We start from the raw sequence: 26,475 nt of genomic DNA, 5'->3' as shown, positions 1-26,475 counted from the left end.
TTTATAAACGCTAATGGAGGTAGTAATAATGAAAAAAGGATTAGTTGTTGATTTATCAAAAGCAGCTCCATATTTAAAATCTCACGAAGTTGCTTACATGCAAGAAACTATAAACCAAGCACACAATAAGTTACATAATGGAACAGGTGCAGGAAATGACTTTTTAGGATGGGTTGACCTACCAGTTAATTATGATAAAGATGAGTTTGCTAGAATAAAAGAAGCTGCTAAGAAAATACAAAGTGATTCAGATGTATTAGTTGTTATAGGAATAGGTGGTTCTTACTTAGGAGCAAGAGCTGCTATAGAAATGTTAACTAATAACTTCTATAACTCTATGTCTAAAGATAAGAGAAAAACTCCAGCTATATTCTACGCAGGAAATAACATAAGCTCAAGCTACATGGCTGATTTATTAAAAGCTATTGATGGATTAGATGTAAGCTTAAATGTTATATCAAAATCAGGTACTACTACAGAACCTGCTATAGCTTTCAGAATCTTAAAAGATTACATGGAAAAGAAATACGGAAAAGAAGAAGCTAAGAAGAGAATATATGCTACAACAGACGCTAAGAAAGGTGCTTTAAAAACTTTAGCTGATGCTGAAGGATATGAAACTTTCGTAATTCCAGATAATGTTGGAGGAAGATTCTCAGTATTAACAGCAGTTGGATTATTACCAATAGCTGCAGCTGGAATAAACATAGATGAAATGATGGAAGGAGCTGCTGATGCTAGAGAAGAATATGCCAATCCTTCATTAGCTGATAACGAATGTTACAAATATGCAGCTGCTAGAAATGCTTTATACAATAAAGGTAAAGCTATAGAAATATTAGTTAACTATGAGCCATCAGTTCATTACTTCAATGAATGGTGGAAACAATTATATGGAGAATCAGAAGGAAAAGACAACAAAGGATTATTCCCAGCTGCTGTTGATTTCTCAACTGATTTACACTCAATGGGACAATACATCCAAGAAGGTAGAAGAGATATCTTCGAAACAGTTATTAATGTAGGATCTCCAAGAGAAGAAATAGTAATCGAAGCTAACGATGAAAACATAGATGGATTAAACTTCTTAGCTGGAAAAACTATGGACTATGTTAACAAACAAGCATTCAGAGGAACTTTACTTGCTCACAATGATGGAGAAGTTCCAAACGTAGTTGTTAATGTTCCAGAATTAACTCCATACTACTTCGGAAGATTAGTTTACTTCTTCGAAAAAGCTTGTGGAATCAGTGGATATGTTTTAGGAATAAATCCATTTGACCAACCAGGTGTTGAAGCTTACAAGAAAAACATGTTTGCTTTACTTGGAAAACCAGGCTTTGAAGATTTAAAAGCTGAGTTAGAAGAAAGATTAAAATAATATAAATTTAATTATAAAAAGGAGCTCTTTTTAGAGCTTCTTTTTTGTTTTAAGAGTATAATTTTATTAATATATAAATTATTTATTATTTTAAGAGTATTAGTAAATTAATAAGAATGTGTATAATTTTATTAATGGATAATTATTTAATATTCAAAAAAAGATAATAGAGAATATATTATGGGAGGATTATAAAGGTGAAAATAATTATTGATGGTGATGGATGTGCAGGAAGAGATATAATTGAAGAGGTTGGTAAAAAGCATTCAGTTAAAATATTAATTTATTGCACAATAAATCATATGATAAATTCAGATTACTCTGAGGTGAGAATGGTTGATGGTGGATTTCAAAGCGTAGATATGTATGTGGCTAATAATACTGAGGAAAATGATATTGTAATAACTCAAGATTATGGAGTTGCAGCTATGGCTTTAGGAAAAGGAGCTTTAGCCATTAGCCCTAGAGGATATATTTATGACAATGATAATATTGATAGATTACTTTTTGAAAGACATTTAAGTCAAAAAAATAGAAGAGCTGGTGGGAAATCAAAAGGAAATCATAAAAGAAATAAGGAAGATGATGATAGACTTTATTATAATTTAGAAGTTTTGATAGAAAAGGTAAAGGCTATTTTAAATTAGATATAATAAAATAAGGTTTGAAAAATTAAAAAATAAGTTTGGAAAATTAAAAAATAAGTTTGGAAAATTAAAAAATAAACTTTGTAGAATTAGAAGATAAACTTAATAAATAATGTAGATAATATTTAAATGATATTAAAAAGAAATCTCAGAGTGGCTGAGATTTCTTTAATGGTTTGATTATATGGATATAATAAAATTAGGAGATTTACAGTGTTAAGTAACACTACCTATATTATAGACAGTTTTAAACTTTTTATACATTTTATAAAAGTAGAAAAAATGTAGAAATAGAGTGTTTTATGGTAAGAAAAATAGAAAATATTTACATAAAAACAGAAGTATAATATAATTTATTTATCTATAATGTTTCGGGTTTTAGGGGGAGTGATTATGGGAGAATTACTTTTAGAGTTAGATACGAGAGATATAATAGAACATAATAGTCCGGTTAACATAAAAATAATAAATAACACTAATGACAATTTAAGATATAAAATCTTAATAGGAAAGGATGGAATTTGGGAAACTTTAAGAGAATTTGAAAAAGAAGATGAATTTATATGGACTCCTAAAGAAGATGGAGAGTATATGATTATGGTTCAAGGAAGAAAAGAGGATTCAAATAAGCCTTTTGATTACAAAGTTACTGAGGGGGTTAATGTGAAAAGAACAGTTCATGGCCTTCAGGATGAAATGAATAAAGATGAAATAAATAAAGATGAAATTAAAGAAGAAAAATTAATAAAAGGAATCTATCTAAATAAAGATGTATTTAATGTTGGAGAGAAGGCAGAGTTAAAGGTTGATAGTAACAATGAAAATATTATGTATAGATATTTTATAAGTGGAAAGAACGGATGGCAACTTATAAAGGATTATACATTAGAAAATAAATTAAATTATACTATTAATGAAAGTGGTCAATTTGAGTTTTTAATTGAATGCAAAAAAACAAGTTCAACTAATACAACAGATGATTATGCCACAGTTATATTTACATCAAAAGAATTTGTAAAGCCTGAAATAATTAATTTTATTAATTTAAGTGAAAAATTAATAGTAAACTCAGAGCTTACCTTTGAAGTGGAAGCAAATTTTGAAGATGAAAGAACAGCACTATATAAGTTTGTAAAAATTTCACCTGATGGAAGTAGAACTTGCATTCAAGATTTTTCATCAAGCCGTATAGTAACTTTTAAAGAATTTAAAGAGGGAAGATATAAGCTTTTATGTTTAATAAGAGATATGTATTCTAATAAGGAATTTGATGATAGAGCCGTTATGGTATATGATATAAAACCATATGAACCATTACAATTAAGAAGTTTTACTACAGATTTAAGCTCACCTCAAGAAAAAGGAGAGGTAATAGAGATAAAAGCTGTTATTGATGGAGGAAGTGATATCCTCTATAGATTTAAAATAGATGGAGAAATATCTGAGGATACGGGTTATACAAGAAATAGTACTTTAAAATGGAATGCTAAAAAAGAAGGAAATTATAGAATAACTCTTTGGGCTAAGGATGAATCCTTTATTGGAGATTATGAAATAGAATCTAAATTAGATTATAAAATAGAAAAAAAGGTGAAAAAGCCAATAAAAATAACAGAATTAATATTTGATAGAGATAAGACACCTTTAATAAATGAAGTAATAAAACTTAGGGTTAGTGCAGAGGGTGGTACTGACTTAAAGTATTCCTTCTTAATAATTAAGGATGGTAAGACTATAGAGAGTATTGATTTTGGAATTAATAATTGGGTAGAGTTTATTCCAAGTGAAAAAGGAAATTATCAGCTTGATGTAAGAGTAAAAGACAAATATTCAACAAAGGAATATGATGTGCATACTGTTTTAAATTTTAAGGTTAGGGAGTATGCAGAAGGGAAAATTGATCATATATTAGTTCCAGCAAAGGAATATTTTTTAGTTGGAGATGATATTGATATTGAGGTAATAGTTCAAAATACTAGACAAGTAAAGGTTAAGTATGTTACTAAAGTAAATGGACAAGTAGTAGAAGAAACTGATTATGTAAAAAATAAGAGGTTTAAAGTTACACCAAAATGTCCAGGAAAATACACAATTGATATATTTGCTAGAAATATTAAATGTAAAGAGGGATTTGATTCAAGAAGAGAAGTAAGATTTTATGTTAGTGAAGCTCTACCTATTACAGACACTAAAATAAGTACTTCTGATAAAGTCTTTAAAATTAATGAAGAGATAAACTTTTCTACAAAATGTGAAGGTGGAAGTAGAGTTTGCTATGAATATTATATAATGGTTAACGGAAATTGGTCTTTAGTTCAAAAATATAGTAGAAAGAGTTATTATTCTTTTAGACCATATGTACCAGGAAAGTATAAAGTTTTAGTATTAACTAAAAGTTATTATAAAAAATGTGCTTATGAGGACTATGATACTTTTGAATTTAAGGTAGAATAAAATATTAAAGTTTAATATATGTTTAGGACTTTGTTTTACATAATATTAATTTTAAGATAAGCTTTTAAGACTAATATTAGTTTTAAATTATTTGAATTTAATATTTACTTAAAATAGAGTCCTATTTATTTTTATAGTTTTAATAAAACTTTTAAAAGGAAAAAAGAGAAAATTTAAAAAAAGAAATTGGAATAGATTTTTTAAATATTTAATTGTTTTAATAAATTTGATAGGATTTTATGATTAATAATGTGATTTTCTAGTTTTTAAAGATTTAATTATTTAAGAAGGATAATAAGTTGTAATTAGTTAAACTTTGCTTTATACTAACCACAGATATAAATGTGATTTTTTACGAAGGAGTGACTATTTAGTGGAAAGATTGGATAAGGTTTTATCAAACTTAGGATACGGAACGAGAAAAGAAATAAAGCAAGTTGTTAAAAAAGGATTTGTAACAGTTAATGATGAGAAGGTTAAAGATAGTGGACTTCAAATAGATCCTGAGAAAGATACAATAGTTATAAATGGGGAAAAAGTAGAGTATAAAAAGTACATATATTTAATGATGAATAAGCCAGCTGGAGTAATTTCAGCAACTTATGATAAGAGAGATGAAACTGTTATCGACTTATTATATATGGAAGATCAAGTTTTTGAACCATTTCCAGTAGGAAGACTTGATAAAGATACAGTGGGATTATTATTATTAACTAATGATGGAGATTTAAATCATAAATTAATTTCACCTAAATATCATGTTGATAAGGTTTATTATGCAGAAATAAATGCTCCTATAACAGAAAAAGATATTAAAGCTTTCGAAAATGGTGTAACTTTAGATGATGGATATAAATGTATGAGTGCAAAGCTTAAGGTTATAGAAAATTTAGAGGATTCATCTAGAGTAGAAGTTACAGTTCAAGAGGGGAAATATCATCAAGTAAAAAGAATGTTTGAAGCTAGAGGGAAAAAGGTTGTTTATTTAAAAAGAACTTCTTTTGGAAATCTTCCACTTGATGAAAGTTTAGAAGAAGGCGAATATAAAGAGCTTTCAGAAAGTGAATTAGCGGTACTTTACAAAAATTTTTAAAAATTTAAATAGTAATGATTGTAAAGGGAAAATTCATGTAGGAAAACTTGCAAAAAAAATATTAGATTACTTGCAATTTAAGTAAACATCTAATATAATAGTTGTGCGAGGATAAATAAAAGGAATAAATAGCCCCCTTTTTATTTATTGCTTATTGCTGAGACGCAACCTAGCCCCAAGGGTTGCGTTTTTTATTTGCAAAATAATGCAAGAAAAAATGCGTTTAACATTAGTTGTTGAAATAATATATTCAGTTTATATGAAGAGTTGATACTTTAAAGTATCAATTCTTTTTTTATACTATGATTTAAATAAATATTGTTATATTGATATAGCATATATAAGTATTTATTTAAAAGGCTTGCTCTAAAAACTGTTCCCAAAAGAATTAGAAATATACTTTCAATAAGTAAATTAAGTTTATTCTTAATATTATGTAATATTTTTCTAAAATAAATATGAACTGAGTTATTTTTTTTATAGTTGATGAATATAAATATAAAGTTAAATTATATTTATTATGTTAATACTAGTAAGAGGGGGGGAAACAGTATGAGGAGAACTAAAAGCGTATTTTTATGTACACTTTTAGCAACATTAGCTTTTATGCCAGTTAAAGATAATATTATATTTGCTAAAGAAAAAGCTGGCGTTACTATTGATGTAGTGGAAGAAAAGAATAATTTGTTTAATGAAGAAATTATTTGGGAACCAGGAAATTTAGAAGAAAGCTCAATAAAAATATCTAATAATTTAAGTGAAGATATAGTTATAAAAACTCTAAATTTTCATGATGAAAAACTCTTAGACTATGTAAATTCTTCATATATTGATGAGGGGGATGAAAGGTATAAATATTTTTTGGAAAATGCATTTATTACTGTAAAAGACAGTAGTGATCTGATTTTTCAAGGAACTCTTGAAGAGGTTTTTTCAGAAGGAAATATTAAATTAAAAGATGGAATAAATGTAGAGTCTAATAATAGTAAACTTATAGATTTAGAAGTAAAGATTTCTAATGACTTAGATAATAGAGGACAAGGCATACAAAATGCATTTAGTCTAAGTATTCAATATGAATATGAGGATGAAATAAATAATGGAAGTGGAAACTTACCAAATACAGGGGGCTTTAGCAATAACAATTTTATGGTTTTTGGAGTTCTAGCTTTAGGTATAGGAGCATCAATATTAAAGTTACCTCAAAAAAAGGAGGAGATTTAATATGAAAACCCTTAAGATGAGAAGAATAATTTCATTAGTATTAGCTATAGGGATAACAGGAGGTTTAGGAAGTGTAGCCTATTTTTCAGATAAAGAAAAAGTAAACGGTGATTTAAAGTTAACTTTAGGAACCTTAAGTTCTGAGGCTACAAAAACAGTTAAAATAGAGAAAATGGACATAGAAGTTCCTGTTAGTGATACTTTTATAATAACTAATAATGGAACTTTAGATCAAAGGATGACATTAAATTTTAAAAATTCATCAATAGGAAATGATGGACTAGAGAAAATAAAGTATTCCTTAAGTTTTGAAAGTAGTGAAAATAGAAATATACAAGGGTATGGAAATGGAGAAGAGACATTACTTTCACTATTTAATAAAAATATTCAATTATTAGATGCAGAGGGTAATGAAGTAGTTTTAAATGATGGTGAAGTTTTAACTGCTACATTAACATTAAATATGCAAAGAGATATGCCAGAGAATTATTCTAATGCAGAATTTAAATTTGATTTAAATATAGGGTATGCTCAGGAAAATAGTAAGTAGTAGAGGAGGAGTTTAAGTGATTAGTAAGAATAAAATTATAGCATTAATTTTAGGAGTTTCACTTGCTTCAAGTGCTACTTATGGAAGTTATGCTTATTTTAGTGGAGAGTATTCAGTAAAAAATACGGTTAAAATAGTTGAGTTAGATCCTAAGGAAAGTCCTTTTGAAATTTCAAAGATAAGCACTAGAGAAAACTCTCTTGTATTAGAGTTTTCTAAAAAAGTCTTCTACAGTGGAGAGAATATAAATAGTGATATTGTTGGAAGTGAAACTTTTTTAGATAATGTTGAAATTTCAATAGAGGGAAAGGAAATTATAATAAGTAAAAAGGATGGAGAATTTTTAATTCCTGTTGGAATAGAAAATAATTTGCCAAGTATAAAATTAAATAGTAATTTTGAAGATAGATTTGGTAAGGATTTAGAAGAAATAACTTTATACTTATATGAAGATTCTAATGGAAACATCACATGGAGTTTAACTAATGATCAAAATGGTAATAAAGAAAGTCAATCTAATAATGAGATTAAGGGAGATGAAAGGGTTAAACCTAATAGTGAGATTAAAGAGGAGGTTATAGATCAACCTAATAATGAAGTTAAAGAAGAATCTTCAATAGAAAATTCTAATAATGAAGTTGAAAATATTGAGACTCCAAAAAGTGGAGATGAAAATACTACACCTGTAGAAGGAGAGAATTTACCTAAGGAAGAAAATTTAGAGCAAGAAAATATTAATGAAAATGAGCTAAATAAATCTTTAGGAGAGGGAGAAATTTCAAATAATCTTACTAATATTAATTAAGAAAAAATATATGAAATAAATTAAAGAGGTAAATTTAAAAGATTATATTTAAAGTAAGAGTATTATATTTGAAATAAATGGTCACATTTTATAATGTGGCCATTTATTTTTTATTAATCATGTAAAAGAATAATATGTTTGATAGAATATAATATATAGATTTATATGGTATAATAAAGTTTAGTTTTATTGTAGGAAGAGGAGTGATCTAATGGATTTAAAAAGCTTGCTTAATAAAGAACAATATGAAGCAGCAACCACAATTGATGGTCAAGTACTTATATTAGCAGGAGCAGGTTCTGGTAAAACTAGAGTACTTACACACAGAATAGCATACATGATAGAAAATGATATAAAACCTTATAATATATTAGCGATAACATTTACAAATAAAGCAGCAGGGGAAATGAGAGAGAGAGTAAAATCTCTAGTTGGTGAAGTGGCAAACAACATGTGGATATCAACATTTCATTCATCTTGCGTGAGAATTTTAAGAAGAGAAATAGATAAATTAGGTTATAGTAAAGACTTTACAATATATGATTCATCAGATCAGAAAACATTAATAAAACTTGTAATGAAAGAGCTTAATATTAATGAAAAAGAGATAACTGATTTAGAGATTTTAGGTACTATAGGAAAAGCAAAGGATAATATCCAAAGTGCACAAAGTTTTAAGAAAGAAAATGAAGATAACTTTAGAAAAAATAAAATAGCAGATGCATATCTTTTATACCAAAAGAAATTAAAAGAAAATAATGCCCTAGATTTTGATGATTTAATAGTAAAAACTGTTGAGTTATTTAGAAAGCATAATGATGTATTAGAGTTTTATCAAAATAAGTTTAAATACATAATGATAGATGAGTATCAAGATACAAATAAAGCTCAATATGAATTTGCTAAGCTTTTAGCTGCAAAACACAAAAATATATGCGTAGTTGGTGATGATGACCAATGTATTTATGCTTGGAGAGGGGCAGATATAAGAAATATATTAGATTTTGAAAAGGATTATCCAGAGGCTAAAGTTGTTAAGCTTGAACAAAACTATAGATCAAAAGGAAATATTTTAGAAGCTGCTAATAAAGTTATAAAAAATAATGCAGAGAGAAAATTTAAGATTTTAAGAACTGAGCAAGTAGAGGGAGAAAAAATAAGTATTCATAGAGCTTACTCAGATAAAATGGAAGCTTCCTTTGTTGTTTCAGAGATAGAAAAATTAAAAAGTGATAAAGGATATAAATATAAGGATTTTGCTGTTCTTTACAGAACAAATGCACAGTCTCGTAATTTTGAGGAAGCATTAAGAAGAGCAGGAATTCCATATAGAATTTTTGGAGGGCTAAAATTCTATGATAGAAAAGAGATAAAAGATATTCTTGCATACTTAAAAATAATAGTAAATCCTAAAGATTCTATAAGTTTAAGAAGAATAATAAATGTTCCTAAAAGAAGTATTGGAGATACTACTGTAGAAAAACTTCAAAATCATGCAACTGAAATAGATGATACATTATACAATGTTTTATTAGATGTAGATTATGTGCCAGGATTAACAGCTAGAAGCATAAATCCTATTAAGAAGTTTACTGATATGATGGAAGAAATAATGGTTATGTCAGAGCAACTAAGTGTATCTCAATTAATTGAATATGTTTTAGAGAAAACAGGTTACTTAAAATCACTTAAAGATTCAAAGCTTATAGAGGATCAAAGTAGAATAGAAAACTTAGAAGAATTAGTTTCTGATGCTGTTGAATTTGAAAAGAGTAATGAAGAAGATAAATCATTATCAGCTTACTTAGAGAAGGTTGCTCTTGTTCAAGATATGGATGATTTAGAAGCAGAAGATAATTATGTAATGCTTATGACAGTTCACAGCTCAAAGGGACTAGAATTCCCAACAGTTTTCTTAGTTGGTATGGAGAACGGAATATTCCCAAATGCAGCTTGCTTTGAACATGATAATCAAATGGAAGAGGCTAGAAGACTTTGCTATGTTGGAATAACTAGAGCTGAGGAAAAATTATATATGACATCAGCTGAAACAAGAATGATATTTGGTAAAACAGTAGCTTATGGACAATCAGATTTTATATCAGAAATTCCAGCTAACATAAAAGACTATGTAAATATCAATGGGAAAAGTTCAAGTAACTCTTTCAAAAATAGTTCACAAACTTATGGAGAGACTAGAAAAACTTATAATCCTCATAGCATTAGAGGAGGAATGAGTGCTTCTAAAGCAAATGAATCCCTAAATAAGACCTTATCAGGAAAATCTTCAGGTAATGCAGGAATAGATGAACTAACTATGGGAAGAAAAGTTAAGCATCCTAAGTTTGGTGTAGGAACATTAATAACAAAGAGTAAAGTTGGAGATGACTATAAACTTACAATTGCCTTTGATAGTCAAGGAGTTAAACATTTAATGTTTAGCTTTGCACCACTAGAGCTTCTTTAATATAGAAATTTACTTTAATAAGGAGTAGATGAGTAAGATGGATAAGAAAAAATTAATAGAAGAGTTAGTTGAAGAGTTAAATAAATATGCTTATGAATATTATGTTTTAGGAAATTCTTCAGTAACAGATAAAGATTATGATAAAAAATACTATGAATTAGTAGATTTAGAAAAGGAAACAGGATATAAATTACCCTATTCACCTACTCAAAGAGTTGGTGATGTAATTCTTCCTGAGTTTAAAAAATACACTCATAAAGCTAGACTTTGGAGTTTAGACAAAGCTCAAACTTTAGAGGAAATTAGAGAGTGGCATAATAGAAATGTTAAATTCCTTGAAGAATATAATAGAACTTCAGATGAAGAATTACCACCATTAAAATATATTTTAACTAAAAAGTTTGATGGATTAACAATTAATCTTTCCTACGATGAAAATGGAGTATTAGTTACTGGAGCAACTAGAGGAACTGGGGCTATTGGTGAAGATGTCACAGCTCAGGTTAAAACTATAAAATCAATTCCATTAAAAATTGATTGTCATGATTTTCTAGAAATTCATGGAGAGGCTATCATGACTACAGAAGCCTTTGAAAAATACAATAGTGAAGCAGAGACTCCTCTTAAGAATTTAAGAAATGGAGCAGCGGGAGCTTTAAGAAATTTAAATGTAGCAGAGACAGCTAAAAGAAATTTATCAGCTTTCTTCTATGATGTTGGATATAAGGAAGGAGCTCCTTTTAAAACTTATATGGAAATGTTAAATTTCATAAAAGTTAAGGGATTTCCAATGGATGATTATATTAGGGAATGCAAAACTTTAGATGAAATTCAAAAAGAAATTGATTATATAAGAGATATAAGATTTGATTTAAATTATGATATAGATGGATTAGTTATAGCTATAGATGATATAAGAACTAGAGAACTTTTAGGATACACAGTTAAATTCCCTAAGTGGGCTATTGCATATAAATTTGAAGCACAGGAGGCTACAACTAAGCTTTTAGATGTTGAATGGAATGTAGGTAGAAGTGGAAGAGTATCTCCAACAGCTATCTTAGATCCAGTAGAGTTAGCAGGAGTTACTGTTAAGAGGGCTACATTAAATAATATGGATGATATAGCTAGAAAGGGAGTAAGATTAGGAGCTGAAGTATTTGTAAGAAGAAGCAATGATGTTATTCCGGAAATAATGGGAGTAGTTCCTGAAAGTTTAGAAGGTACAAAGGAAATTGAAGAACCAAAGGTATGTCCAGCTTGTGGAGCACATTTAGTTCATGAAGGAGTTCATATCTATTGTGAAAACACTTTAGGATGTAAGCCTCAAATGGTTAAAACTATAGTTCACTTTGCTGGAAGAGAAGCTATGAATATAGCTGGTTTTTCAGAAAAAACAGCGGAGCAATTATTTGAAAAACTTGATATAAGAGATATATCAGATCTTTATAAATTAGAATATGAAAAATTATTAGATTTAGATAAGTTTGGTCCAAAGAAAGCACAAAATCTTTTAGATGCCATAGAAAAAAGTAAAGATTGTACTCTAGAAGCATTTTTATATTCCTTAGGAATTCCTAATGTAGGAGTTAAAACTGCTAAGGATTTAGTAAAGAGATTTGAGTCTTTAGAAAACCTAGAGAAGGCTACTTTTGAAGAATTAGTATCTGTTCAAGATGTTGGAGATATAGTTGCTAGAAGTATAATAGAATTCTTTAAAGAGGAAAGAACTTTAAAAGTAATAAATGAATTATTATCCCTTGGAGTAAACCCTCATTATGAGAAAAAAGAAGTGTTAGAAAGTCCATTTATGGGAAAAACAGTAGTAGTAACTGGTACTTTAGAAAACTATTCTAGAACATCAATAAAAGAAAAATTAGAATCTTTAGGAGCAAAGGTTTCAGGAAGTGTAAGTAAAAAGACTGATTTTGTAATAGCAGGAGAAGCAGCTGGTTCAAAATATGATAAAGCTAAATCTTTAGGTGTTACTATATTAAGTGAAGAAGAATTTGAAAATATGATATAAAAAAATAAAAGCTATGTGAGTAATTTCACATGGCTTTTATTTTTCCTCTATATTTGAGTTTTCTTTTATTTCCTCTGATATATTTGTATCCTCTTCTGATTCTGTATCAGTTTTAATATCTTTATCTAAAAGGTTTTCTTTTATTTCAGAATATGAAACTGAATCATCCATAGCATTTAAGTTATCAAATATTTTTTCCTTATTTCTTATTAGAGATATATTGTGTGCTATTTTTTCAAGTAAATAATTCTTATACTTTATTTGTCTGTAAGCTTTATTTGCAATTACAAAACTCCAGATTCCTAAAAATATCATTATTAACATGAAAAGTATAGCAACAACTTGAACTGCTAAGGTCATTTAATTTTACCTCCATATAAAATAATAAATAAATTATACCATAAGAATAGTTATAAATAGTATTAAATAATTATTACATTAAAACATATAATTTTAGTAAGTGATAAATAAGGAGATAAGTATATGCTGAAATCTTTTTATGTTCTTATGAATTCAAAGAATATAGAAAAGTCATTAATGAAATTTAGGAAGATATCAATAAAAAAAGTAAGCCAAATAATAATTAAAGAGTGTATTAAAGAAAAATTAAATTATGAAATCATAGAAAAGAATAATAATGAATTTATAGTAGAAATAAGTTCTAGTAGAAAAAAGACTTTAATAGTATTTCATAAAGCGTTAGCTGTAACAATTTATGATTACTATAAGTTTATACGTTTAATACAAGATAGAGAGATAGATAAGGGCGTATATATTACCACAGGAGTTTTTCAACAAGATGTTTATAACATGGCAGAAACAGATAGATTTATAAATAGAATAAAACTTCTAAATGGAAAAGACTTTGTTGTTAAGCAAAGGTGGATAAAGAGAAAGAAACATCATCATATTTCATACGACAAATTAAGTTTTAAATCTTTATTTTGAGGGTAAAGATTTGTTTTATATAAAATTTAATGAGCTTAAATTACTTTCTTATGTTTTATAAGTATAAACATTCCTTTTACCATGTTATTTAGATAGTTTTTATAACTATATTTAGAAATAAATTAAATAATTAAGTGATATAGTTATTAATAATTTGAAGAGAAAAGATTATTGAAGAAGATAATTACATGTTTCATATGAAAAGTTAAGTTTTAAATGCTTATTTTGAGGGTAAAATAAGCATTTTTATATAAATTTTAATGAGTTTAAATTACTTTCTTATGTTTAATAAGTATAGAAATTCCTCTTACCATGTTATTTACATAGCTTTTATAACTATATTTAGAAATAAATTAAATAATTAAGTGATATAGTTATTAATAATTTGAAGAGAAAAGATTATTGAAGAAGATAATTATATGTTTCATATGAAAAGTTAAGTTTTAAATGCTTATTTTAAGGGTGAAATAAGCATTTTTATATAAATTTAAATAAGTTTAAATTACTTTCTTATGTTTAATAAGTATAGAAATTCCTCTTACCATGTTATTTAGATAGTTTTTATAACTATATTTAGAAATAAATTAAATAATTAAGTGATATAGTTATTAATAATTTGAAGAGAAAATATTATTGAAGGAGATAATTATATGTTTCATATGGCAAGTTAAGTTTTAAATGCTTATTTTGAGGGTGAAATAAGCATTTTTATATAAATTTTAATGAGTTTAAATTACTTTCTTATGATTGATGAGTATAGACATTCCTTTTACCATGTTATTAATAGTTTTTATAACTATATTTAGAAATAAATTAAAGAAATAATATCATTTATTTGATTTATTTCAACTTATATTTGTCAATAATTTAAAAGGAAAAGATTATGAAGGAGATAATTACATGTTTCATATAACAAGTTAAATTTTAAATCCTTATTTTGAGGGTAAAGATTTGTTTTATATAAAATTTAATGAGCTTAAATTACTTTCTTATGTTTTATAAGTATAGACATTCTTTTTACTATGTTATTAATAGTTTTTATAACTATAAGTTGAAATAAATTAAAGGAATAAATCAAGGAAATAAATCAAAGAAAGTATATTTAGAAATAAATTAAATAATTAAGTGATATAGTTATTATTGAAGGAGATATTTACATGAAGAAAGTAATTTTATTTATATGTTTAATAATTTTATTAGTAGTTGGAGTAGGAAGGAGTTATGTGGATGTAACCCCTGTTTCTAATATGAACTTTGAATATAATGAAGGGATTATATATTCTCTTGAAAGTTTACCAGATACCATAAGTCCTAATGAATCATTAAATAAAGGAGAAGAGGATTTAGTAAGCAATATATTTTCAGGATTAGTTGAGGTAAATGAAAAAGGAGAACCAATTCCAGACCTTGCTATGGGATGGAAGGTTAGTGATGATGGCTTAGAATATACATTTAAGATTAATGAAAAAAATAAGTGGAGTAATGGCACAGAAGTTACAGCAAAGGATTTTCAAATATTTTTTAGGGATTTATTAAGTCCAGATAATGAAGATTATACAAGTAATGAGTTATATAGTATTTACGGAGTTAAGGATTATAGAGAAGGGAAAATTGATTTTAGTGAAGTAGCAATAAGTAGTCCTGATGATTATACATTGGTTTTAAGAATGAACAATAAGGATAATGATTTACTTAAAAATTTAGCTAAACCTATATATAGACTAAGAGATTTAAATGAACCATTAGATAATTATAAGAAAGATTTTAATGAAATATCATATACTGGGCCATATGTTATATATGATGTAACTAAGGATGGATTTATAAGATTAAAAGACAATCCTTATAATAGTAGCGAATTAGAAATAAAAGATATAGCTTTTAAGGAGAAAGAGTCTGATGAAATTGAGTTAGCAGCTTTTAATCTAGAAAAAGTAGATATTTTAAAGAATCCTCCTATAATATATTCAGAGGATATAGGATTATATAAAGATTTAAGTAAATATAATAGTGATATTTTAAAGTTAATGATTGTAAATAGTGATAAAGCTGAAATGGTTCAGGGAATATCTAATATTATGCAAGTTTTAATTAGTGATAGTAATATATTAAAAAATAATTTAGGAAAACCATATATAAAAGTAATAAATAACAAAGAAGAAATTCACTCAATTAAAAAGGATGGAGATAAAGGAGATTATAAGATTAATGAATCAGAAAAAAATAATCTTAAAGAATCAGGTAAAAATACTTTGAAAAAGGTTCTTAATAATAATGAGGTAGTAAAAATAGTTGTAGGAAATAATGAAGAAGATAAAGCTTTAGCAAGTGAGCTGAAAAAATTTTTAGACAAGGAGCTAGCCATAAAGAGTATAGTAAAAATTCATGATGAGGGTATAGAAGAAGTAATAAAAAGTGGAGAGTTTAATATAGCTTTTGGTGAATTTAACTTAAATGAAAAAAACTCAGAAAGCTTAAAACAGGAAGATATAAATAAAGAAGAGGGAGAAAAAGAGGGAAAAGAAACTGCTACTTCAGAAAAGCCTAATTTAAGTTTAGTTAGTTTATGTTTTAAAAATGATGTTTGGTGTAAGTCACCAAAGGTTAATTATTTATTTATTGATTCAAATGGAAATTTAATATTAAAATATAGCAGTTAAAATACTTATAAGTTTATATGAAAGTAAATTTGCACTCTAAGTATTAAAAAAACTTTAGAGAAATTTATTTTACATAAGTAATCCTAAATTACAGATTGTATTTAATAATAAAATCTAAGCTAATAAAATATATTTTCTGTCATATAAATCTAAATCATAAACCATATTTAATAAAAAACTTATAAATAGCACATTAGGAAAAGAAAGATTATAGAAGTTCCTAGAAAGCTATTTATAAGTTTTTAATTGTTTTATGGAGTATAAATTATTATAAATCAGTAGAATCAAGAATATTTTTCATTTTATCATCTAAATCCTCTTTTTTATCTATTGAAGAATCACTATATTCAGATATTTCTCTAGTTAAGTTTGGATTTGTTGGTGGTGGAGAAATTTCATCAACTTGATTTTCATTAGTTATAGAATTATAGTCTGATTCTCCAGCATCAGGTGGAACTATAGGAGTCTTAGAGTTAAAATTATTTAATTTAGGAAGTTTATTTGTTTTTTGTACATTCTTTAAAGAGTCTATTTCTTCTACTAACATAGCACTTTTTTTCTCTTTAGGAGTATCAGTAATAAAATCTATATATTTATCAATAAAACTATTTATAAATACAAAGAATATAAACATATTTTTTGTACTATCAAAGGTAGTTTTATCTGAAGTGAAAATTGATTTCTTTGTAGAGTACTTTAGATTTTTTGTGAATATAGGTGCTAATCCTGTAAGTTCAGGGCTATTAGCATTAGTCATTCTAAACATTGATTCATCAATTAAATCATCAGGCTTTAAAGAGAACTTTTTATATCTTTCATGAGAATCTAAATTTGGTGCATCAGGGAAACTAGTTACTATGCCTGAGTTAACTATATAATTTTTATAGACCTTAGATATTATATTCTCTCTTTTATCTGAGGAATCCTCATCTAAATCAAAGGACATTAAAAGATTAGTTAAATATAAGCATATTTCCATATTAGAATATTTATACTCTTTTTTATCTGTTCCTTTTAGGATTATTCCCTTTTCATCATTAAACATATTACAGAAAAGCTCAATTAAGTCTAAGTAAGCATCTTTAAATATAAGTATGTTTGTATTCTTATAGCTTAAATACATATTTAAGGCTAGTAGAGAAGTGGTTTCAAGATTAGAAAATGTGCTATTTGATTCATAATATTTGTTTAATATGAAATCAGACAAATCTAAAACTAATAATTTACAATCTTCATTATTTGAATATAGAAGCATGTTATTTAAGCAATAGTCTATTTTGCAACATTCATCTAAGGAAAGTGAGTATAATTCTTCTTTAAAATTAACAAACATGTTTAATATTTGAAGTGCAAAATCTTCATAGGTTTTGCTATCAGAATCTTCAGGGGCTACCTTACTATACATATAGTAAGCTAACATCATTAATGCTTGATCTGAATAAGACATTTCATCTTCTTTTTCACTTATATTTAAGCTAGACTTAGAAGAAGACTCATCATTTTTCTTATTTACAAAAAAACCTTCTGGATTTCTTAAATAGGTATAGTAAAATTCCAGTTGAAGCTTACTTAAATTTTTATAAAAGGCAGCTCTTTTATAAAGTGCACTATTAATATTTTTAAATTTTTCATAGTAAGAACAAAGTCTTAAAAGAGAAAGGGTCATTAATGCATTAGATGAAACTGGAATATCTTTTTTAAAGGTGGTATCATCCCAAGTTTTTGAATACTTAGAAGAATAAATATTAGGCTTTGCTTTTTTATATATACAAATTAATGGGGTATTATTTTTAAAGAATGATATCTCATCTTTTTTAAAGTTTTCTTTAAGATTTTTGTAATTTGTAGATATTCCACACCTAGATTCAAGTACTATATGATTTACTGATTCTTTTGAAAGAAAAAGTAATTGTGATGCCATCTCTTCTTTAGAAAGAGAATTAGCTTTGAAGAATGAACCTATATACTTCAAATAATTCACCTCATGATATTATTTCTTATATATATTAATATGAATTTTTATTATAAATATTACCTAGTGAGTACATAATACTTTTAGGTGAAATAAAGGTTTAGAGGGCTTTTTATAGACATAATTTTTATATATAATCCATGTTGATAAAGGATAAAATAACCAATATACTATTCTTATAATTAGTGTTTTGAAAATAAATTAAGGTAAGGAGATATTGAATGAGAAGTAGTGGAAGAAAAAAAGAACAGATAAGACCAGTTAAAATAACAAGAAACTTTACTAAATATGCAGAAGGCTCTGTATTAATAGAAGTTGGGGATACTAAAGTATTATGTACTGCTTCAATAGAAGAAAAAGTTCCACCTTTTTTAAAGGGTTCTGGAGAAGGGTGGATAACTGCTGAATATAACATGATTCCAAGAAGTACTCAAAGTAGAAAACAAAGAGATATAAATAAACTTAAAATAGATGGAAGAACAATGGAAATACAAAGACTTATAGGAAGAGCTCTTAGATCAGCTGTAGATATGAAAGCTTTAGGAGAAAAAACTATTTGGATAGACTGTGATGTTCTTCAAGCTGATGGGGGAACTAGAACGACTTCTATTACAGGCTCATTTGTGGCGCTAGTTGATGCTGTAAATAAACTTCATCAAAAGAAACATTTTAATGTTTATCCTATAAGACATTTTGTCAGCGCAGTAAGTATTGGAATAGTAGGAGAAGAGAAAGTATTAGACTTATGCTATGAAGAAGACCATGTAGCTAAAGTAGATATGAATGTTGTAATGACAGAAGAGGGAGAATTTATAGAAATTCAAGGTACTGGAGAGATTGGACCTTTTTCAAGAAAAGAATTAGATGAATTATTAAATCTTGCTGAAAAAGGAGCGAAACAAATGATACAAGCACAAAAAAATGCTTTAAAGACAGATTCTTTATGGATCGGAACAGGGAGAGAGTAAAATGAAAAAATTTATACTAGCAAGTAATAATGCACATAAGGTAAAAGAAATAAAAGAAATATTAAAAGATTTTAATTTGAACATATTATCTTTAAATGAAGCAGGAATAGATATAGATGTTGAAGAGGACGGAAAAACATTTGAAGAAAATTCTTTTAAGAAAGCTAATGAAATAAGAAAGTATTTACTTAGTAAGGGTGAAAGTGATTTTATTGTAATGGCTGATGATTCAGGGCTAGAAGTAGATTATTTAAATGGAGCACCAGGTATATATTCTGCTAGATATGCAGGAGAACATGGAAATGATTCTAAAAATAATGAAAAATTATTAGAGGAATTAAAAAATGTTAAAGATGATGAAAGAAAAGCTAATTTTATATGTGTAATAGTTGCAGTTACAGATAAAGGAGAAAAAATAGTAGCAGAGGGAAAAAGTTATGGAGTAATTTTAGAAGCTTTAAGTGGAAATGAAGGCTTTGGATATGATCCTTTATTTTTCGTACCAGAATACAAAAAAACTTTCGCAGAAATGACTTCAGATGAAAAGAATGCTATTAGCCATAGGGGAAGAGCTTTAGAAAAACTAAAGGATAATTTAAAAGGGATACTTAAATAGGAGGAGAAGAAATGAAAGTAGCTATAGTCAGTGATACACATGGAGTTACTCATGTTATTGAATATATAAAAACTTTACTAAATGATTCAGATGTTCTTATACATTTAGGAGATAATATAAATGATGTTAAGTTATTAAGTGAAAGTTTTAAGGGGAAGGTATATTCTATTGTAGGAAACTGTGACTATGAAAGAAATGGGCAAGTTGAGCAAGTTATTGAAATTGAAGGCAAAAAATTTCTAATAACTCATGGTCATAAATATACAGTTAAGTATGGATTAGATAAAATTTACTATAGAGGACTTGAATTAGGGGTAGATGGAGTAATTTTTGGTCATACTCATAGAAAAGTAGCCTTAAAAGAAGGAAATATGTGGATAATAAATCCTGGTAGTCCATCAATACCTAAAGATGGAGAAGCAAGTATAGCTTTTATGAATGTAGATTCTGAAAATATAGAAGTAAGATTTTTTTCTATTTAATTAGAATTAAATTAAAAAATAAGTGTTAATACATAAAAAAAACTATGTATTAGCACTTTTTTTAAAAAGAAAACATAGATTTTATCAGGGTTTCAGAGGATTCGATAAAATTTTCTAAAAAAACTTTAAAAAAAGTGTTGACATAATAATAACTATACTGTAGAATAACTATTGTCGTCGCGAGAGAGCGGCGGTGAAACAAAGCCTTCGGGGTGTGGCGCAGATGGGAGCGCGCGTGGTTTGGGACCATGAGGTCGCAGGTTCGATCCCTGTCACCCCGACCATTATGCGGGTGTAGTTCAATGGTAGAACACCAGCCTTCCAAGCTGGATACCCGGGTTCGATTCCCGGTACCCGCTCCACAAAATGTTTCAAAAGTTAAGTAAAAAAGTGCTTGACAAAACATTTAAAACTAATTAAAATAAATTTTGTTTTTAATGTGTATCTTTAGCTCAGCTGGATAGAGCAACGGCCTTCTAAGCCGTGGGTCAGGGGTTCGAATCCCTTAAGGTACACCATATGGTGGGCGTAGTTCAGTTGGTAGAGCACCAGATTGTGGCTCTGGGTGTCGCGAGTTCGAGTCTCGTCGCTCACCCCATATTGGGATATCGCCAAGCGGTAAGGCAACGGACTTTGACTCCGTCATTCGCAGGTTCGAATCCTGCTATCCCAGCCAAAATGTGATTTGCTAGCTCAGTCGGTAGAGCACGTGACTTTTAATCACGGTGTCCAGGGTTCGATTCCCTGGCAGATCACCAAATTTAATTTGCAGATGTGGCGGAATTGGCAGACGCACTAGACTTAGGATCTAGCGCCTACGGCGTGGGGGTTCGACTCCCTTCATCTGCACCAATTAAATTTAATTTTAAGCATTCAATGCGGGAGTGACTCAATGGTAGAGTGTCACCTTGCCAAGGTGAAAGTTGCGGGTTCGAGTCCCGTCTTCCGCTCCAATATGCGGGTGTAGTTCAATGGTAGAACACCAGCCTTCCAAGCTGGATACCCGGGTTCGATTCCCGGTACCCGCTCCACAAAATGTTTAAAATGTTAAGTAAAAACACTTGACAAAACATTAAAAAACATTTAAAATAATAATTGTTTGATGTGTATCTTTAGCTCAGCTGGATAGAGCAACGGCCTTCTAAGCCGTGGGTCAGGGGTTCGAATCCCTTAAGGTACACCACACTTCGGGGTGTGGCGCAGATGGGAGCGCGCGTGGTTTGGGACCATGAGGTCGCAGGTTCGATCCCTGTCACCCCGACCATTATGCGGGTGTAGTTCAATGGTAGAACACCAGCCTTCCAAGCTGGATACCCGGGTTCGATTCCCGGTACCCGCTCCATAAATGTTTAAAATCATTTCAAAATTTATTAATGTGTATCTTTAGCTCAGCTGGATAGAGCAACGGCCTTCTAAGCCGTGGGTCAGGGGTTCGAATCCCTTAAGGTACACCATATGGTGGGCGTAGTTCAGTTGGTAGAGCACCAGATTGTGGCTCTGGGTGTCGCGAGTTCGAGTCTCGTCGCTCACCCCATATTTTGGGATATCGCCAAGCGGTAAGGCAACGGACTTTGACTCCGTCATTCGCAGGTTCGAATCCTGCTATCCCAGCCAAAAACTTGATTTGCTAGCTCAGTCGGTAGAGCACGTGACTTTTAATCACGGTGTCCAGGGTTCGATTCCCTGGCAGATCACCAAATTTAATTTGCAGATGTGGCGGAATTGGCAGACGCACTAGACTTAGGATCTAGCGCCTATGGCGTGGGGGTTCGACTCCCTTCATCTGCACCATTAAATTTAAACAAGCATTCAATGCGGGAGTGACTCAATGGTAGAGTGTCACCTTGCCAAGGTGAAAGTTGCGGGTTCGAGTCCCGTCTTCCGCTCCATATGCGGGTGTAGTTCAATGGTAGAACACCAGCCTTCCAAGCTGGATACCCGGGTTCGATTCCCGGTACCCGCTCCATTCAAAAGATAACCGAATCGGTTATCTTTTTTTTATTTTTAAAAATATAAGCATCTATAGCTCAGCTGGATAGAGCGTTGGACTTCGAATCCACAGGTCGCGAGTTCGAATCTTGCTAGGTGCACCAATTTTAAGGGTTACAATGATTTTGTAACCCTTATTTTTTTAGGTTAATTTTTGAAAATAATTAATTAAATGATATTATAAAATTATAGGTAATATATAAGATTTACAATATAGATAAAAGTAAATTAGTAATTATAAAGTTTAAAGTGATTATTAAGTGTTTAGCTAGAGGAGGAAGTAAAATGAGAGTATTAGAAAACCTAGAGCCTAAAAGTGTATTTAGATTTTTTGAAGATTTAACAAGAATACCACATGATTCTGGAAATGAAAAAGAACTTAGTGATTATCTTGTTAAGTTTGCAAAGGAGAGAAATCTTGAAGTTATTCAGGATGAGGCACTAAATGTAATAATTAAAAAGCCTGCTACTAAGGGGTATGAAACTGTACCAGGAGTTATAATTCAAGGGCATATGGATATGGTATGTGAAAAATTAAAGAGTAGTAATCACGATTTTAAAAAAGATCCTTTAAAATTAAGAATTATTGATGATAAATTTGTTTATGCTACAGATACTACTTTAGGAGCAGATGATGGTATTTCCTTAGCCTATGGATTAGCTATCTTAGATTCTAATAATATAGAGCATCCAGCAATAGAGTTTGTAGCAACTACAGAGGAAGAAACAGTTATGGGGGGAGCTACTGCTTTAGATACTTCACTTTTAAAAGGAAAGGTTTTATTAAATATAGATGCTGAAGAAGAAGGAGTATTTATTGCAGGCTGTGCTGGAGGAATAATGGTTTATCCAGAAATAAATGCTGAATTTGAAGAGTTTAATGGAGAAGCTTTAAAATTAGAGATTTCAGGTTTTAAGGGTGGACACTCAGGAATGGAAATCCATAAACAAAGAGGAAATGCTAATAAGTTAATGGGAAGAATCTTATATGCTTTAAGCAAAGAAGTTGACTTTAACATTGCATCAATTAAGGGTGGATCAAAACATAATGCAATACCACAATATTGTCAAAGCATAATTGCAGTTAAGAAAGAACAGGTAGAAAAGGTTAAAGAAATTTGTACTGCCTTAGAAAAAGATTTAAAGGCAGAATACAGAATTGGAGAGCCAGATGTTAATCTTTCTGTTAAAAGTATTGAAGGAGTGGAAAAACAATTAACTAAAAAGGTTACAGAGGATGTAACTAGATTTTTAGTTTTAGTTCCAGATGGATTACAATCTATGAGTCAAGAGATAAATGGATTAGTTGAAAGCAGTTTAAATCTTGGAATAGTAGAAATGGTAGAGGATAAAATTAAATTTATTATTGATATAAGAAGTGCAGTTAAGAGTAAAAAGATAGAAATTACAAATAGAGTAGAGGCTCTTTGTAAAGTTATAGGAGCTAATATGACTAAAGATGGAGATTATCCAGAGTGGGAATATGAAGCAGAATCAAAAATAAAAGATTTAAGCATTAAAACTTACAGTGATTTATTTGGAAGTGAGCCTCAAATAACAGCTTTACATGCAGGTCTTGAGTGTGGAATCTTTAAAGAAAAGATGGGACAAGAGGTAGAAATGATAAGTTTTGGTCCAGATATATTTGATGTGCATACAGCAAATGAGCATTTTAAAATAGAATCTGTTGGAAGATGCTATAGATTCTTAACTGAATTATTAAAGAACATGAAATAATGATTAAAAACTTTATAATAAATTCTATAGTTTAAAGATATTAGTTAAATAAGAATTTAAATTTATGAAAGGTGCATAGGTTAGAATTTATATATAGAAAGAAAACCAGTTTAATATTTTCCTATAAAAAGTACCATAGATCAGAATTAATAATAAGAGTGTGTAGTAATTAAGATTATAAAAATATTATAGTAATAAAGTAGCAAGAAAAAATAAAAGAGGATGCATACAATAATTTTTAATAAAACTTATAGAAAGTAAGTATGAAAATATGTTTTTAAGTTTTATTATTAGATTGTATGTAACCTCTTTTTCTTTAAGGGTAATCATCTTACCACTCTCTGCCATTGTCTCCTGCCATAGAATTATGAGTTATACTTGGATATAGAACAGAATAATGGTCTAATTTATATGTACTAGTATTGAATACAAATAGTATTTTAAAATCTTTTGTTATTTTATATCCAATAATTTTTTCTTTTGATTTAGTTGTAACAGTATAATCAGGCTTCCCAAAAAAGTTTTCTACATTATTTAAATCTAAGCTTTTTAAATCCTTATTTAAAGATCTAATTTCAAAGATTTGATCACCCTTATTACATCCAAATGATAAATTATAGGAATCAAAATTAAAGTAATTTCCTTTAGCTTCAGCAACATAATTTTCACTAGAAGGTTTTCCTAATTTGTCAATTACATCATATATTGAATCACCTAGTTTAAAATCATAGTCAATAATTTCACCTTTTACAGCCTTTTCTTTAATATCTTTTAATAATTTTTCGGCTTTATTATCTAATTTTTTATTAGTATTTTTATTATTGGAAACATTGTTATCTTTGTTATCTTTATGTGAAGCATTGTTAGAGTCAGATTTTTTAGTGTCATTATTAGAACTGTTATTATTATTGGAATTAGAATTTTGCTGATTACTATTTATTATTTCTACAGAAGAATCACTTGATGAATTAGAAGAATTTGTACATCCTACAAATAGCAATGCAAAAATTATAATAACTAAAACTGGTACAAGTAACTTTTTCACTTTAATCACTCCTATTATATTTTTAAAATTAATTAAATTATATATTTTTTGTTTACAAAAAAGTTAACAAATTTATTAATTAATAAAATTTAAGCCTTTTGTTAAAATAAGATAATTCTAATTTTTAAAATAGATTATTAATAATAGTGGAAATAATATAATTTATAGTGTGATAAATGAGATGATAATTTATATAATTACAAATATATTTTCAAATGTTTTTTTAGGTGGATGGAGTGTTATATTATATAAGTAAGCCATTTTAATAAACATTATTAATATTTGGAGTTTATTTTATAAGAATCTCTGAAGTTTTTGTTTTTTTATATATTACACAAAGCCTTATACATATTAATTAATTATAATGAAAAATTTTTATACATATTATAATCTTTAAATATTTAGACAATAGAAAGGAGCTTTATATATGAAAGAATTAATTAATTTATATTTTCTTTTTATAAAATTAGGATTTATGAATTTTGGAGGGGGATATGCTTTATTTCCAATATTACAAAAAGAAATAATTGAAAAAAGAAATTGGATTACTAATGAAGAGTTAATGGATTACTATGCAATTGGTCAGTGTACCCCAGGAGTAATTGCAGTAAATACAGCCACATTTATAGGTCATAAAAGAAAAGGAAATCTAGGAGGAATACTAGCAACCCTTGGTTTTGTTACTCCATCATTAATAATGATAACAATAATTGCTACATTTATTGGAAACTTTTCAGATCTTCCAATAGTTAAGAATGCCTTTGCTGGGATTCGTGTATGTGTAGCAGTATTAATTTTAAATACAGCAATAAATTTAATTAAGACATCAGTAATTGATATTAAAACATGTATTATTTTTGTATTAGTAGCTGGATTTTCTATATTTACAGATATATCTCCTGTTTTATATGTAATAATAGCAGGAATAGCAGGAATAGTATTAAGATCAATTGGAGGTAAAAAGAATGATACTAATTAGATTATTTTTAGAATTTTTTAAAGTTGGTCTTTTTGCCGTAGGCGGTGGAGCTGCTACTATACCATTTCTATATAATATTTCAGATAAAACACATTGGTTTACTCATACTGATCTTGCAAACATGATTGCAATATCTCAATCAGTACCAGGTGCTATGGGAATCAATATGGCAACTTATGTTGGTTATGCAACCTATGGAGTTTTAGGTGCCATTACCTCAACCATAGGTATTATAGTACCTTCAATAATTATAATTTTAATTGTAGCGAGAGTCTTAGCAAAATTTAAAGAAAATAAAAGAGTGGCTGATTGTTTTTATGGATTAAGACCAGCATCAACAGGTCTTTTACTTGCGGCAGGCTTTGAAATAGTAAAAATATCAATATTAACTTTAAATAAATATGCAGAAACACATAATATTACAGATATATT

20 protein-coding genes and 20 tRNA genes (1 of these 40 cut by a window edge) are annotated in these 26,475 nt (G+C 28.3%); 37 read left to right on the top strand and 3 right to left on the bottom strand.

Going from position 1 to position 26,475, the window contains the following annotated elements:
• Window positions 1-28 precede the first annotated feature (28 nt).
• The 9 genes from GOM42_RS12570 to ligA all read left to right on the top strand — a co-directional run bounded on the left by GOM42_RS12570 (window position 29) and on the right by ligA (window position 12,647).
• Window positions 29-1,381, top strand: a complete 1,353-nt coding sequence (locus GOM42_RS12570; RefSeq protein WP_003459531.1) for a glucose-6-phosphate isomerase — start codon at window positions 29-31, stop codon at window positions 1,379-1,381.
• A 197-nt stretch (window positions 1,382-1,578) separates the two neighbouring features.
• Complete coding sequence (locus GOM42_RS12565) at window positions 1,579-2,028, top strand: YaiI/YqxD family protein (RefSeq protein WP_003454468.1); 450 nt, start codon at window positions 1,579-1,581, stop codon at window positions 2,026-2,028.
• A gap of 393 nt (window positions 2,029-2,421) precedes the next feature.
• Window positions 2,422-4,482, top strand: a complete 2,061-nt coding sequence (locus tag GOM42_RS12560; RefSeq protein ID WP_252597665.1) for a triple tyrosine motif-containing protein — start codon at window positions 2,422-2,424, stop codon at window positions 4,480-4,482.
• Between the two features lie 373 nt (window positions 4,483-4,855).
• Entirely contained in the window at window positions 4,856-5,575 is a 720-nt protein-coding gene (locus tag GOM42_RS12555; protein ID WP_003462288.1) for a pseudouridine synthase, read from the top strand.
• A gap of 552 nt (window positions 5,576-6,127) precedes the next feature.
• Window positions 6,128-6,799 carry an LPXTG cell wall anchor domain-containing protein gene (locus GOM42_RS12550; RefSeq protein ID WP_003475059.1) on the top strand — a complete coding sequence of 224 codons (672 nt, stop codon included), beginning with the start codon at window positions 6,128-6,130 and terminating at the stop codon, window positions 6,797-6,799.
• Window position 6,800: 1 nt separating this feature from the next.
• Window positions 6,801-7,349, top strand: a complete 549-nt coding sequence (locus tag GOM42_RS12545; RefSeq protein WP_061415957.1) for a TasA family protein — start codon at window positions 6,801-6,803, stop codon at window positions 7,347-7,349.
• Between the two features lie 16 nt (window positions 7,350-7,365).
• Window positions 7,366-8,154, top strand: coding sequence for a hypothetical protein (locus GOM42_RS12540; protein ID WP_110035045.1), 789 nt, complete (start codon window positions 7,366-7,368; stop codon window positions 8,152-8,154).
• 211 nt (window positions 8,155-8,365) lie between these two features.
• The gene (gene pcrA, locus GOM42_RS12535; protein ID WP_110035044.1) at window positions 8,366-10,621 is read left to right on the top strand and encodes a DNA helicase PcrA; all 2,256 of its coding nucleotides are present in this window, start codon (window positions 8,366-8,368) and stop codon (window positions 10,619-10,621) included.
• Between the two features lie 37 nt (window positions 10,622-10,658).
• On the top strand, window positions 10,659-12,647 hold the full coding sequence (gene ligA / locus GOM42_RS12530; RefSeq protein ID WP_110035043.1) for an NAD-dependent DNA ligase LigA: 1,989 nt from the start codon (window positions 10,659-10,661) through the stop codon (window positions 12,645-12,647).
• A 36-nt stretch (window positions 12,648-12,683) separates the two neighbouring features.
• On the opposite strand, the gene GOM42_RS12525 is transcribed toward ligA, so the two are convergent.
• Window positions 12,684-13,007 (bottom strand): hypothetical protein, encoded by a 324-nt coding sequence (locus GOM42_RS12525; protein ID WP_003459451.1) that lies wholly within the window; start codon window positions 13,005-13,007, stop codon window positions 12,684-12,686.
• Between the two features lie 123 nt (window positions 13,008-13,130).
• Between GOM42_RS12525 and GOM42_RS12520 the strand changes: the two genes are divergently transcribed.
• Together GOM42_RS12520 and GOM42_RS12515 are read left to right on the top strand one after the other, a co-directional pair.
• Window positions 13,131-13,595 (top strand): restriction endonuclease, encoded by a 465-nt coding sequence (locus GOM42_RS12520; RefSeq protein WP_003454358.1) that lies wholly within the window; start codon window positions 13,131-13,133, stop codon window positions 13,593-13,595.
• A 1,157-nt stretch (window positions 13,596-14,752) separates the two neighbouring features.
• Window positions 14,753-16,255 (top strand): ABC transporter substrate-binding protein, encoded by a 1,503-nt coding sequence (locus tag GOM42_RS12515; RefSeq protein WP_110035042.1) that lies wholly within the window; start codon window positions 14,753-14,755, stop codon window positions 16,253-16,255.
• Window positions 16,256-16,523: 268 nt separating this feature from the next.
• Here GOM42_RS12515 and GOM42_RS12510 read toward each other — a convergent pair whose 3' ends face one another.
• Window positions 16,524-18,227: a hypothetical protein gene (locus tag GOM42_RS12510; protein ID WP_110035041.1), complete on the bottom strand. Its 1,704-nt coding sequence runs from the start codon at window positions 18,225-18,227 to the stop codon at window positions 16,524-16,526.
• 221 nt (window positions 18,228-18,448) lie between these two features.
• On the opposite strand from GOM42_RS12510, the gene rph reads away from it, so the two are divergent.
• The 24 genes from rph to GOM42_RS12390 all read left to right on the top strand — a co-directional run bounded on the left by rph (window position 18,449) and on the right by GOM42_RS12390 (window position 24,019).
• Window positions 18,449-19,195 (top strand): ribonuclease PH, encoded by a 747-nt coding sequence (gene rph / locus GOM42_RS12505; RefSeq protein WP_252597664.1) that lies wholly within the window; start codon window positions 18,449-18,451, stop codon window positions 19,193-19,195.
• Window position 19,196: 1 nt separating this feature from the next.
• On the top strand, window positions 19,197-19,811 hold the full coding sequence (locus GOM42_RS12500; RefSeq protein WP_003459440.1) for an XTP/dITP diphosphatase: 615 nt from the start codon (window positions 19,197-19,199) through the stop codon (window positions 19,809-19,811).
• 11 nt (window positions 19,812-19,822) lie between these two features.
• Window positions 19,823-20,293, top strand: coding sequence for a metallophosphoesterase (locus GOM42_RS12495; protein WP_110035040.1), 471 nt, complete (start codon window positions 19,823-19,825; stop codon window positions 20,291-20,293).
• 208 nt (window positions 20,294-20,501) lie between these two features.
• Window positions 20,502-20,577: transfer RNA gene (locus GOM42_RS12490), tRNA-Pro, on the top strand.
• A gap of 4 nt (window positions 20,578-20,581) precedes the next feature.
• Window positions 20,582-20,655, top strand: a tRNA-Gly gene (locus GOM42_RS12485).
• 79 nt (window positions 20,656-20,734) lie between these two features.
• A tRNA-Arg gene (locus GOM42_RS12480) sits at window positions 20,735-20,811 on the top strand.
• Window positions 20,812-20,815: 4 nt separating this feature from the next.
• Window positions 20,816-20,891: transfer RNA gene (locus GOM42_RS12475), tRNA-His, on the top strand.
• Between the two features lie 3 nt (window positions 20,892-20,894).
• Window positions 20,895-20,969 (top strand) — tRNA-Gln (locus tag GOM42_RS12470).
• Window positions 20,970-20,975: 6 nt separating this feature from the next.
• A tRNA-Lys gene (locus GOM42_RS12465) sits at window positions 20,976-21,051 on the top strand.
• Between the two features lie 10 nt (window positions 21,052-21,061).
• Window positions 21,062-21,145 (top strand) — tRNA-Leu (locus tag GOM42_RS12460).
• A gap of 26 nt (window positions 21,146-21,171) precedes the next feature.
• Window positions 21,172-21,246: transfer RNA gene (locus GOM42_RS12455), tRNA-Gly, on the top strand.
• A 4-nt stretch (window positions 21,247-21,250) separates the two neighbouring features.
• Window positions 21,251-21,324, top strand: a tRNA-Gly gene (locus GOM42_RS12450).
• 75 nt (window positions 21,325-21,399) lie between these two features.
• Window positions 21,400-21,476, top strand: a tRNA-Arg gene (locus GOM42_RS12445).
• 5 nt (window positions 21,477-21,481) lie between these two features.
• Window positions 21,482-21,557: transfer RNA gene (locus GOM42_RS12440), tRNA-Pro, on the top strand.
• 4 nt (window positions 21,558-21,561) lie between these two features.
• Window positions 21,562-21,635: transfer RNA gene (locus GOM42_RS12435), tRNA-Gly, on the top strand.
• A gap of 35 nt (window positions 21,636-21,670) precedes the next feature.
• A tRNA-Arg gene (locus GOM42_RS12430) sits at window positions 21,671-21,747 on the top strand.
• A gap of 4 nt (window positions 21,748-21,751) precedes the next feature.
• Window positions 21,752-21,827, top strand: a tRNA-His gene (locus GOM42_RS12425).
• A 5-nt stretch (window positions 21,828-21,832) separates the two neighbouring features.
• Window positions 21,833-21,907: transfer RNA gene (locus GOM42_RS12420), tRNA-Gln, on the top strand.
• A gap of 7 nt (window positions 21,908-21,914) precedes the next feature.
• Window positions 21,915-21,990: transfer RNA gene (locus GOM42_RS12415), tRNA-Lys, on the top strand.
• A 10-nt stretch (window positions 21,991-22,000) separates the two neighbouring features.
• Window positions 22,001-22,084 (top strand) — tRNA-Leu (locus GOM42_RS12410).
• A 23-nt stretch (window positions 22,085-22,107) separates the two neighbouring features.
• A tRNA-Gly gene (locus GOM42_RS12405) sits at window positions 22,108-22,182 on the top strand.
• Window positions 22,183-22,185: 3 nt separating this feature from the next.
• Window positions 22,186-22,259 (top strand) — tRNA-Gly (locus GOM42_RS12400).
• A gap of 50 nt (window positions 22,260-22,309) precedes the next feature.
• Window positions 22,310-22,386: transfer RNA gene (locus tag GOM42_RS12395), tRNA-Arg, on the top strand.
• Between the two features lie 181 nt (window positions 22,387-22,567).
• Window positions 22,568-24,019, top strand: a complete 1,452-nt coding sequence (locus GOM42_RS12390; RefSeq protein WP_011591085.1) for an aminoacyl-histidine dipeptidase — start codon at window positions 22,568-22,570, stop codon at window positions 24,017-24,019.
• Between the two features lie 331 nt (window positions 24,020-24,350).
• Here the strand turns inward: GOM42_RS12390 and GOM42_RS12385 are convergent, their stop codons facing one another.
• Window positions 24,351-25,064 carry a YjgB family protein gene (locus tag GOM42_RS12385; RefSeq protein ID WP_011591084.1) on the bottom strand — a complete coding sequence of 238 codons (714 nt, stop codon included), beginning with the start codon at window positions 25,062-25,064 and terminating at the stop codon, window positions 24,351-24,353.
• Window positions 25,065-25,491: 427 nt separating this feature from the next.
• On the opposite strand from GOM42_RS12385, the gene GOM42_RS12380 reads away from it, so the two are divergent.
• Complete coding sequence (locus GOM42_RS12380; RefSeq protein WP_003462654.1) at window positions 25,492-26,043, top strand: chromate transporter; 552 nt, start codon at window positions 25,492-25,494, stop codon at window positions 26,041-26,043.
• On the top strand, window positions 26,030-26,475 hold the 5' portion of the coding sequence (locus GOM42_RS12375; RefSeq protein WP_003476466.1) for a chromate transporter. It continues 124 nt past the right edge of the window; only the first 446 of its 570 coding nucleotides appear in the window; the start codon lies at window positions 26,030-26,032; its stop codon lies off the right edge, out of view. The genes GOM42_RS12380 and GOM42_RS12375 overlap by 14 nt, the downstream gene beginning before the upstream one ends.

It is taken from the genome of Clostridium sp. 16K-1-R1, assembly GCF_023921145.1.
GTDB classification, from domain to species: Bacteria; Bacillota; Clostridia; order Clostridiales; family Clostridiaceae; genus Sarcina; species Sarcina perfringens.
The sequence above is the reverse complement of the archived record's forward strand: the minus strand, read 5'-3'. Positions and strand labels throughout refer to the sequence as shown.